The organism is Deinococcota bacterium, from assembly GCA_030858465.1.
Taxonomy (GTDB): Bacteria; Deinococcota; Deinococci; order Deinococcales; family Trueperaceae; genus JALZLY01.
Window position 1 is genome coordinate 1 of record JALZLY010000013.1, and the last position, 10646, is coordinate 10646.

At 66.6% G+C, this 10646-nt stretch carries 10 protein-coding genes; 2 read left to right on the forward strand and 8 right to left on the reverse strand.

The features are described 5' to 3' along the window. The 5 genes from alaS to xdhA all read right to left on the reverse strand — a co-directional run. Window positions 1-2360 (reverse strand): alanine--tRNA ligase (gene alaS, locus M3498_00780; protein ID MDQ3457830.1); only part of this gene is annotated, 2360 nt, incomplete at its 3' end. Between the two features lie 71 nt (window positions 2361-2431). Continuing rightward, entirely contained in the window at window positions 2432-2866 is a 435-nt protein-coding gene (locus M3498_00785; protein ID MDQ3457831.1) for a hypothetical protein, read from the reverse strand. A 230-nt stretch (window positions 2867-3096) separates the two neighbouring features. After that, window positions 3097-3912: a xanthine dehydrogenase accessory protein XdhC gene (gene xdhC, locus M3498_00790; protein ID MDQ3457832.1), complete on the reverse strand. Its 816-nt coding sequence runs from the start codon at window positions 3910-3912 to the stop codon at window positions 3097-3099. A gap of 110 nt (window positions 3913-4022) precedes the next feature. Then, window positions 4023-6392, reverse strand: coding sequence for a xanthine dehydrogenase molybdopterin binding subunit (gene xdhB / locus M3498_00795; protein MDQ3457833.1), 2370 nt, complete (start codon window positions 6390-6392; stop codon window positions 4023-4025). Window positions 6393-6396: 4 nt separating this feature from the next. Continuing rightward, window positions 6397-7821 (reverse strand): xanthine dehydrogenase small subunit, encoded by a 1425-nt coding sequence (xdhA, locus tag M3498_00800; protein ID MDQ3457834.1) that lies wholly within the window; start codon window positions 7819-7821, stop codon window positions 6397-6399. A gap of 125 nt (window positions 7822-7946) precedes the next feature. Between xdhA and M3498_00805 the strand changes: the two genes are divergently transcribed. Both M3498_00805 and M3498_00810 read left to right on the forward strand, forming a co-directional pair. Next, on the forward strand, window positions 7947-8165 hold the full coding sequence (locus M3498_00805) for a ribbon-helix-helix domain-containing protein (GenBank protein ID MDQ3457835.1): 219 nt from the start codon (window positions 7947-7949) through the stop codon (window positions 8163-8165). Further along, window positions 8162-8527: a type II toxin-antitoxin system VapC family toxin gene (locus M3498_00810; GenBank protein ID MDQ3457836.1), complete on the forward strand. Its 366-nt coding sequence runs from the start codon at window positions 8162-8164 to the stop codon at window positions 8525-8527. The genes M3498_00805 and M3498_00810 overlap by 4 nt, the downstream gene beginning before the upstream one ends. Before the next feature lie 30 nt (window positions 8528-8557). Here M3498_00810 and allE read toward each other — a convergent pair whose 3' ends face one another. The 3 genes from allE to M3498_00825 form a co-directional block, all read right to left on the reverse strand. Beyond that, on the reverse strand, window positions 8558-9313 hold the full coding sequence (allE, locus tag M3498_00815; protein MDQ3457837.1) for a (S)-ureidoglycine aminohydrolase: 756 nt from the start codon (window positions 9311-9313) through the stop codon (window positions 8558-8560). Between the two features lie 44 nt (window positions 9314-9357). Further along, entirely contained in the window at window positions 9358-9612 is a 255-nt protein-coding gene (locus M3498_00820; GenBank protein ID MDQ3457838.1) for a hypothetical protein, read from the reverse strand. A gap of 478 nt (window positions 9613-10090) precedes the next feature. Continuing rightward, on the reverse strand, window positions 10091-10646 hold a 556-nt coding region (locus M3498_00825; GenBank protein ID MDQ3457839.1), incomplete at its 5' end, for a M20/M25/M40 family metallo-hydrolase.

The window sequence follows — 10646 nt, forward strand, 5'->3', positions numbered from 1 at the left end:
ACCTCGCGCTGCGCGGCCTTGAGGTCGGCCTGGAGGCGCCCCAAGCGCTCGTCCAGGCCGGCCGGCGAGGTGCCGAGCCGCCGGGCCGTCGCCGCGACCGTCTCGCGCAATTCCTGGCCGTAGCGCAGGGCGGCCATGCCCGTCAAGGCCTCGATGCGCCGCACGCCCGCCGACACCGCCTCCTCCGAGGTTATCAAGAGCAGGCCGATCTCGCCGCTGCGGCGCACGTGGGTGCCGCCGCAGAGCTCGGTGGAGACGGCGCTCCGCGCTGTGGCGTCGCCTATTGCCACCATCCTCACCCTCTCGCCGTACTTCTCGCCGAAGAGCATCATCGCGCCCCGCCGGCGCGCCTCGCTCATGGAGACCACCTCCCAAGTCACGGCGAAGTCCGCTTGGATCCAGGAGTTGACGAGTTTCTCGATGCGCTGGATTTCGTCCTGGCTGAGGGGCTGGGGGTGCGAGAAGTCGAAGCGGAGGCGGTCAAAGGCGACGAGCGAGCCGGCCTGGGCGACATGCCTACCCAGGACCGAGCGCAGGGCGGCGTGGAGGAGGTGGGTGGCGCTGTGGTGCTTTTCGGTCTCCCGGCGGGCGGGATCGACGCAGGCGCGGACCTTCATGCCGGGCTCGAGCCTGCCCCGCAGAACCTTGGCCTGATGGATGAAGAGCCCCCCCTTGCTCTTGGTGGTGGTGGAGACGAGGGCCCTGCCGCCCTCCCATTCCAATTTTCCGCTGTCGCCCACCTGCCCGCCGCCCTCGGCGTAGAAGGGGCTGCGGTCGAGAATCACCCCCACCGCGTCGTTATCCACAGCCTGTGGATAAAGCTCGCCCTCCTTGACGAGCGCTAAGACGGTGGCCTCGCTCTCGAGCCTGTCATAGCCCTCGAAGGCGGTCTCACCGTGCTCACCGGCGAGCGCGCCCAGGGCATCCCTGCCCCCGAAGAGGCCGCCCGCGTCGCGCTCGCCCCTCGAGCGGGCCCTGGCCTCTTCGCTGGCCTTCCTATAAGCCTCGCGCTCGACGCTGACGCCGCGCTCGGCGGCCATCTCCTCGGTCAGGGCGAGCGGAAAGCCGTAGGTCTGCCACAGGTCGAAGGCGACCTCGCCGGGCAGGCGGTCGCCCTCGAGCTCGTCCAAAAGCCTGCCCACCCGCCCGATGCCGGCCTCCAAGGTGCGCAAAAACTGCTCCTCCTCGCCGCGGACGATGGTCTTGATGCGTTCTCTCGCGTCCTCGAGTTCAGGATAGGGCTCACCCATCGACTCGAGGACGCCATCGACGAGCTTATGGAGGACGGGCTCGCGCAGCCCGAGCAGATGGGCCTGTCTGCTGGCGCGGCGGATCAGCATCCTGATGACGTAGCCCGCCCCGTCGCTGTCGGGCAAGATGCCGTCGGCGATGCACATGGTCACCGAACGGCTATGGTCGGCGATGATGCGCTGCGGCACGCTTGCCATATCGTCGTAAGGAACGCCGGAAAGCTTGACCAGGCGCTGGATGGTGGGCTGAAACAGCTCGGTGCCGTAAGCGTCTTTGGCTTGTGACATAAGCGTGGCGACGCGCTCGAAGCCCATGCCGGTGTCGATGTTCTTCTGCGGCAGAGGAATCAGCTCGCCGTCCACCAGGTTGAACTGGGTGAAGACGAGGTTCCAAATCTCCAGGTAGCGGTCGCCCGAGCCGGTGTTGGGGCCGGTCTCGTCCGCTGAGCCGTAATCGGGCCCGCGGTCGTAGAAGATCTCCGAGCAGGGGCCGCAAGGCCCGCTGCGTTCGTCCTTGATGGCGTTGGCCGGCCAGAAGTTCTCGCTCTCGCCCCAGCGCGAAAGGCGCTCTTTGGGAATGCCCACCTCGTTCATCCATAGCTTGTAGGCTTCGTCGTCGGTCTCGAACACCGTCACGTAAAGGCGCTCGGGCTCGAGCCCCAGCCACTCGGCGGAGGTCATGAACTCCCAAGCCCAGACGATGGCCTCCTTCTTGAAGTAGTCGCCGAAGGAAAAGTTGCCGAGCATTTCGAAAAAGGTGTGATGCCGCCTGGTGCGCCCGACGTTTTCGATGTCCGAGTCCTTGCCGCCCGCCCGCATGCACTTCTGCGAGGTGGTCACCCGCGGCCAGACGCCCTCGACGCCCGGAAAGCGCGGGCTGGCGCCCTGGAAGTAAGGCTTGAACTGCTGCATGCCCGCGACGTTGAACATGAGCCCCGGGTCGTCGCTCTTCAAGGGCGCCGAGGGGTAGATGAGGTGCCCCTTGCTCCTGAAGAACTCGAGGTACTTTTGCCTCAACGAGTTGACATCGACCCTTGTCTCGTCGACCCTTGTCTCGTCAACCCTTGTCTCGTCTGTAACCCTTGTCTCGTCTGTGCTGCTCGTGCCCATGCTCGCCTCCTGCGCTAAGGGATTATACAGGGCGGCGGGGCGGGCGTCGGCCAGGCGAGAACAGCCTTTTGCTAGGGCGCGCGCTCTATGCGGCGGTCGAGTTCGGCGAGAATGCCGGCGATAAGCTGGCGAGCCCCCGGCCCGCCGCCCCTGGGCGTGAGCGTGGTCCTGCCCTCCTCGCCCGCCAGGGTAAAGCTGAGGAAGGTGCTGTCGCCGCTCCTCGAGCTCGCCGACAGGCCGATGAACCCGTAGGCGCGGCCGGTCACCGCGAGGGGGCTGTAGTCGGGCCTGGGCGTGAGACCTTCGGCGATTTCGGCGATCGCCGCGATGAGCGCTTCGCTGTGGGCGAGATAGACGGGGTCGTCCGGCACCTCGCTCGAGCCGATCCTGGGGAGCGGCAGACAGGCGGACAGGGTCAGGGCGAGCAGAGTCAGGGCGAGCAGGGTCAGGAGAGTTGCTCTAGTCGTTGCCCTTCTACACCCGCTTGGTGGCCAAGGCTTGGTCATGAGCCCACTATACCCCAGCGCTTACACCCCAGCACTCGCGGCCGGGCTCGAAGTCACAGTGGCCGAGGTGTGACATTTACCCCGGCATTACCGGCCGGTGGTGCTATGCTCGCTCTAGAGACGATGCAGCGTCTCCCACGTTCCTCCTCGAGCCCCGGCCGCTACCCGGCCGGGGTTGGGTTTGCGCCGGGCCTGGAGCCCGGAAACCCGTGAGTCCAGAAGCCCGTGGGCTAGAAAAAAGCCGCGTCCTCGAGCTCGAGCCGCGTGAGAAGCTGCGCGGCGGTGGCGATGGCGATCGCCGGCGGGCTCTTGCCCGGCACCCCCGGCAGGCCGATGGGCGTGGTGACGCGCGCCAGGTCGTCGTCGCTGAGGCCCGCCGCCGCCAGTTCGCGCTTAAAGTGCGCCCACTTGCTCACGGAGCCGATCAGCCCGAGCGAGCCCAGCTCCTTGCGGCGCAGCGCCATATCCAGAATCGCCAGGTCCTCGGCGTGATCGTGGGTGAGGACAAGGACGTGCGTGCCCGCGGGAAGGTCCGCGAGGACGGTCTCGGGGATTTGCGGGTTGTGAAGCCGCACCGTGGCGGCGCGTTCGGGGGAGAGCTTGTCCAGCCGCTCCGGCGCCACGCAGGCGGCGCGGCTGTCGATGAGGTGCAGTTCGATGGGCAGGAGTTGCAGGACCTGCGCGAGCGCCCAGCCCACGTGCCCGGCGCCGAAGACGGCCACCTGCGCTCTCTGGGAATGGACCTTCTCGAGCAGGAGGGTCACCTCGCCGCCGCAGCACTGCACCCCGTGGTCGCCGCCCTTGGGGCCTAAGGGGACGGTGAGCAGTTCGGGGGATGCCTGCCCACCCTGGAGCAGCGCCCTGGCCCTTTGGGTAGCGGTCTGCTCGAGGTTGCCGCCGCCCACGCTGCCGCAGACCTCATCCGCCGTGACGAGCATCTTGCTGCCCGCGCCCCGCGGGGCGTGGCCGCGCACCCGGGCGACGGTGGCGATGACGAAAGGCTCGCTCTTGCGGGACAGCTCTTGGGCGCGCTCGAGCCAGTTCACGCCGCTACCCCTCGAGCCCTTGCTCGGACAGCCTGCTCACCCGGACCCGTCGGCGCGCGCTGGACATGCATCAGACATACATCATTCTAGCGTGAAGCCCGACCGCCGGTTCAGTCCCCCGGCACCAGCGCTTTGCCGGCCTTCGCTTTGCCGGTCTTCGGCGCGGTCGCCTTGACGGTTTCGATCGCCCGCAGGACGGCCTCGGGCGTGGCGGGAGAGGCCAGTGGCACCTGGCTTGCCTCGCCAAAGGCGGCGACGGCGTCGCGGATCGCCTCGCGGACCGACAGGGCCAGCATCAGCGGCGGCTCGCCCACCGCCTTGCTGCCGTAGATGACGCCGTCCTGCGCGGCGCGCTCGAGCAGCGCGACGTTGAACCTCTCGGGCACCTCGTGGATGGTGGGAATCTTGTAGGTGCTCGGTGCGAAGGTGAGCAGCCGGCCGCTCTCGTCCCAGACGACCTCTTCGCAGGTGAGCCAGCCCAGGCCCTGGACGAAGCCGCCTTCGATCTGACCCAAATCCACGAGCGGGTTCAAGGACTCGCCGGCGTCGTGGACGATGTCGACTTGGCGCAGCGTGTACATACCGGTAAAGCCGTCGAGTTCGACCTCGCTCACCGCCGCGCCGTAGGCGAAGTAGTAAAAGGGTTTGCCGCGGCCCTTCGCCGGGTCGTAGTGCAGCGTCGGCGTGGCGTAGTAGCCCGTCGCCGAGAGGCTGACGCGCTCGGCGTAGGCCTGCTTGACCACCTCTCCAAAGCCGATCCGCTGTTCCGCGCCGCCCTCGCTGTAAACCCAACCAGCTTCGAAGACGAGCGTGTCGGGTGGTGCTCCCAGCATCGCCGCGGCGATCGGGGCGAGGCGCGCTTTCAAGGTCTCGCAGGCCTCCCTGACCGCCTGGCCGTTCAGGTCGGTACCGCTCGAAGCCGCCGTCGGCGAGGTGTTGGGCACCTTGTCGGTGCTCGTCGGCATGACGCGGACGGCCGCTAGGGGCAGGCCCAGGGCTCGAGCGGCCACCTGCTTCATCTTGACGTGAAGCCCCTGGCCCATCTCGGTGCCGCCGTGGTTGAGCTGCACCGAGCCGTCCAAGTAGATGTGGACGAGCGCTCCCGCCTGATTGAGGAGCGTCTTGGTAAAGGAGATGCCGAACTTGACGGGGGTGACGGCGAGGCCCCGCTTGAGGTGGGGATGCGAAGCGTTGAAGCGCGCGACCTCGGCCCTGCGCTCGTCCCAGCGTGCACCCTCCATGACCTCCTGCCAGACCCGCGCGAGCCTGTTGTCCTCGATGGCTTGGCCGTAGTGGGTGGTGTTGGTCTCGCCCGAGCCCCTATAGAAGTTGCGCGCGCGCACCCTTTCGGGCGGCAGGCCCAGGTGCCGGGCGACGCGGTCCAAGACATCCTCGACGACCAGCATCCCCTGTGGGCCGCCGAAGCCGCGAAAGGCCGTCTGCGAGGTCTTGTTGGTCTTGCAGACCCAGCCTTGGACCTTGAGATGCGGACAGTAGTAGGCGTTGTCGATGTGAAACAGCGCGCGGCTCAAGACCGGCTCGGAGAGGTCGCTGCTCCAGCCGCCGTCGGAAAAGAGCAGCACCTTGAGCGCCTGCAGCTCGCCCTTTTTGCTGAAGCCCACCTCGTAGCGCCCCAGAAAGGGGTGGCGCTTGCCGGTGATGATCATGTCCTGGTCACGCTTGAAGCGGATGCGCACGGGGCGCCCGGTCTTATGCGCGGCCAGCGCGGCGATGGCCGCGACGGCGTTGGCCTGCGACTCCTTGCCGCCGAAGCCGCCGCCCATGCGCGGACAGGTGACGACGACCCGGTTCTTGGCAAGGCCGAGGACGCGCGCGACGATGGTCTGGGTCTCGGTAGGGTGCTGGGTGGAGGCGTGGACGTGGACGCTGCCGTCCTCCTCCGGCAGGGCCCAAGACGTCTGGGGCTCCAGGTAGAAGTGGTCCTGGCCGCCCATGAAGACCTCGCCCGAGAGCTTGTAGTCCGCCCTCTCCAGCGCCTCCTCGGCCTCGCCGCGCGCGATTTTCAGGCCCTCGGGGGTGTGGAAGGAGCGTTGCTCAATGGCTGCCTCCAAGCTGAGCAGGGCTTCCAAAGGTTCATAGTCGACGACGACCTCGGCCGCGCCGAGCCTGGCCGCCGTTTCCGTCTCGCCCACCACCCAGGCGACGGGCTGGCCCCAGTAGCGCACGTCCCCTGGAAAGAGGGGCTCGTCGTGGGTGTGCGGGCTCGAGTCGTTCTCACCCGGCACGTCCTCGGCGCCGAGCACGGTGACGACGCCCGAAACCCCGTAGGCGCCGCTCACGTCCAGGCGGGTAATCCGCGCCCGCGCGTGCGGGGCCATCACCGGCCAGGTCGACAGCATCCCGTCCGGCCGCCGCGCGTCGTCTACGTAGACCGCCCTCCCGCTGACGTGGCCGACGGCGCTCTCGTGGCCAACGGAAATCCCCGTGGGCTGGGACTTCGCCTTGCTAGTGTTGCTCACGCGCTCACCTCCCCCGGTTCGTTTCGGGGGGGCTCGTCTCAAGGAGGAACTTGTCGAAGAGGTTGACGACGAGCCGCCGCCGGTAGCCGGCGCTGCCGCGCACGTCGCTGAGGGGGGTGAAGCTGGCCTCGAGGAGGCGCCTGACCCCCTGAACCGTCTCCCCACTCCAGGGCTTGCCGACGAGCGCCTGCTCTACTGCCGAGGCGCGCGCCGGGGTGGCGGCGACGCCGCCGTAGGCCAGGCGCGCCTTTACGACCTCGTCGTTCTCGTCCAAGTCGAGCGCAAAGGTCGCGGCCACGGTGCTGATGTCGTCGGCGGGACGCTTCGAGACCTTGTAGCTCCGGTTGAGCCCGCGCACCGCGCCGGGAGCGAGCGTCATGGGAAGGCGCACGCTGGCGATGAGCTCGCCGGGCGCGAGCACGGTCTGCCTGTAGCCTGTAAAGAAGTCCGCGATGGGCACCAGCCGCTCACCCTCCGCTCCCAGCAGACGAACCTCGGCGTCATGCGCTAAAAAGACCGGCGCGAGGTCGCCGATCGGCGAGGCCGTGCCCAGGTTGCCGCCGATGGTCGCGCGGTTGCGAATCTGCCGCCCGGCGAAGAGGTGAAGCATCTCGTCCAGGGCGGGCAGTCTGCCCCGGAAGCGGACCATCAGCTCGCTCAGGGTCAGCCCCGCGCCCAGCTCGACATGATCCTCGGCCTCCTCGAGCCCCTTGAGTTCGGAAACGGCCTCGAGCGAGACGATCACCGGGAAGTGCCGGTGACGCCGAGCAATATCCAGGCCCAGATCGGTCGCCCCGGCCATGAGCTTGGCCGTCGGGAAGTCGCGCAGGTGCTTTATGGCCCCCTCGAGCGTCGTCGGCCTGAAGAAGTGCTGGCCGTTTACCTCGTAGGCGAGGGGCTTCAGTTCGGGAACGCGCTCTAAAGGTTTTAGAAAGGGGTCGTCCTCCCGCGGCCCTTCCAGGAGGGCCGCCGCCCGGCGGATCGCCGAGTAGCCCGTGCAGCGGCAGAGGTTGCCCTCGAGCGCGGCGTCCGTCACGCCGCCGTTATAGTAGGCTACGAACATGCTCATGACAAAGCCCGGCGTGCAGTAGCCGCACTGCGAGCCGCCCGTCCTCACCATCGCCTCCTGGACTGGGTGCAGCGTACCGAGCCGGGGCGAGAGGCCCTCGACGGTGATGAGTGCTCGCCCGGCGACCGAGCCGAGCATGATCAGGCAGGCGTTCACGGCCTGGTAGCCTGGCCGCCCGTCCGGCCCCCGGCCGAGCATAGCCACCGTGCAGGCGCCGCAGTCGCCGTCGCCGCAGCCCTCCTTGGCACCGCTCAGGCCGCGACGGCGCAAGAACTCGAGCAGGGTCGAGGTGGGGGAGACGCCCGCGACCCTCACGGCCTCACCGTTGAGGGTCATGCTGAACTCGTGGTCGACGCTCATCCTTCAGTTTACCGCTTTGCCCCAGCCTTGTCTGCAAAAAGGTCGTATAGCAGTACGGCTACGCATTTGGCAGAAGATGGCTGTGCATGATATATGATGACGATATATAATGATATAATGAAGCCATGAGAACCATCGTTGATCTGCCGGAAAATAAGCTTCGGGAGCTTACCGAACTCAGCAAAAAAGAGAACGTGTCACGAGCGGAACTGATCAGGCGGGCGGTCGCGGAGTACTTGGAAAGACGTGCCGAGGTCGGGATGGATGACGCCTTCGGCCTGTGGAAAGACGATCCGCTGGACGGCCTCGAGTACGAAGCGCGCCTTCGCTCGGAATGGTCATGAAGGCCGTTTTCGACACCAATATCCTCATCGACTATTTGAACGGCATTGCCGAAGCGGCTCGAGAGCTTTCCCGCTACCGCGACAAACTTATCAGCATCATCACCTGGATGGAGGTGCTGGCAGGTGCTAGGGACGCAGATCAGGAGAGGTTTCTGCGGAGGTTTCTAAAGGCGTTCAAGGTGATCCACCTGGACTATGCTGTAGCGGAAGAGGCGATCGGCATTCGCAAAGAGCAGCGCGTGAAGCTGCCGGACGCGATCATCTACGCGACCGCGCGCAGGAACGGTTGCCTGCTGGTGACGCGCAACAGCAAGGATTTCGACCCGGCTTTTCCGGATGTGAGGTTGCCTTACACGCTTTGAACGCCTAGCACCTCTAGTCCTCGAGCAGCATCAACCTTCCTCCCAGGAGGTGAAGGGGTCGCGGTTCACGTCCTTGTAGAGGAGGTACTTGGCGGGCTCCTTGCCGAGCGCAGCGAACCACTGTGGGCAGTAGGGACCCATCCAGATGGCGTCGCCCTGCGTCACCGGGTACCAGTGGTCCCCCAGTCGGTAGATGCCGCCGCCGCCCAGCATGAGTAGTCCGTGCTCCATCACGTGCGTCTCGACGAAGGGCAGCGGCGTGCCCGGCGCGAAAAGCATGGTGTTCACCGCCATGTCGAAGCCGGGAAGCTCGGGCAGGAGCTTCTTGACGGTGAGGCCGGGGTCGCCCATGAAGGCCTCGCTCGCGACCTCCGCTTCGTTGCCGACGAGAATGGCGGGCGACGCGGCCTCGCCGAGCGCGAGGTAGCGCCGCTCGAAGACACAGAGGCGACTGGCCACCTCGGCCATCAGGGTGTGGGGAGTATCCGCGGGCAGGTAGGCGAAGCCGCCGGGCGCGAGCTCGGTCGCGCTGCTCTCGATGTGCAGGTGCAAGCCGCCCCCCAGGACGTAGAGAAAGCGCTCGAGGCCGGGCAGCGGGCTCACCCCCTCGCCGCCCGCCTCCATCAGCGTCAGGTACTGGCTGAAGCGCGCGCCCAGCTGCGGCGAGATGAGGACGACGGCCTGCGCGTCCTTCCAGCCCGACAGGGCCGTCGGGACGTGGCCGTCCGGGGCGATGATGGCGTGGTCCGGCTTGACTTGGGTTCGCGTCTGTCCGAAGAGGGTCATGAGTAGTCTCCATGTCCATGATGGTCGAATACAGCCCTGACGAATTATTCGCGCCCTTCGCCATCTTGCGGCAGGCGACGCTCGAACCGCAACAAGCTGTTCTCGAGGCGCAGCGCCATCTTCTCTCGCTCGTGCGCCTCGTTCTCACGGGCGCGACGAAGTTCGAACGCCAACGTTTGTACCACGTTGGTCAGCTCTTCCACCTGCTCCTGCAAGGCCTTGATGTCCGCTTTGTTTTGCTGGGTCTCCTGCGCCAGTGAGAACAATTGCTTGGCTAGCTCGTAAAGCTGCCTGAGCACGGTTTAGACAGCCTTTAGCTGCGCCAGCATGGCCCGCGTTCTTTCCCTGGACCTCTCTATGTCGGCGTGGTCACGCTGCATCTGTTCTCGTAGCCGCTCTATTTCCGCGATGTATCCCTCTATCGCTGTCCGCATCTGGATGGTTTCTCCAGCGGTTGGCTCTAAAGACCGTGATTTGTCCATTGCCTTCACCTCTGTCCTAGACTGTAGCACAAGGACTGTAGCACAAGGACTGTAGCACAAGAGAATAACCGTAGCAGATGGTTTCAGCTCGAGAAGGGTGTTTGGTTGAACACGACCTGACTACGCCCCGAAAACTCCGACCCAGATAGGGACTGAGCTTGTGACGGGTGAGGAGGGAAGTTTCGCTGGGGGTGTGGATTGCCTTCAGGTCCACGAGTGCGAAGTCGGCGTCGAAGCCGGGCTCGAGCACCGAGTTTCCTCCGGCCGCACGTCGGTCGCGTCCCTGACGATCAGGTCATGGCGCGGCATGCGTCTCCGGCTGGCTTTCGAGCAGCGTCAGAAAGCGGCTCACGACCTCGAGCGCCTCGGTCACGTCCTCCAGGCTCACCGTCTCGTCGGGGTGGTGGCTGACGCCGCCCGGCGAGCGCACGAAGAGGAGAGCGCTGGGCACCTGCCGGGCCATGATCATGGCGTCGTGGCCGGCGCCGCTGACGAGCCTGAGGGCGCCCCCTCCCAGCGCCGCCTCGAGCAGCTCGCTCAGACGCGGGTCCATCCTGGTGGCGGGCTGAGCGCCGAGCGGCGTCCAGCGGAGCTCGAGTTTGCGCTGCGCGGCGATGCGCTTCGCCGTTTCCTCCAACTCGGCGAAGGCACGTTCCCTGATGGCGTCGTCAGCGTGCCGGAGGTCGAGGCTGAGTACGGCCCGGTCGGGAATGACGTTAAGGGCGCCGGGTGCGACCTGCAGTTCCCCTACCGTGGCGACCATCTCAGGCACCCCTTGGGCAGAGCGTTCGACCTCGAGCACGAACGCCGCCGCCCCGGCCAGGGCGTCGCGGCGGTGCGTCATCGGCACC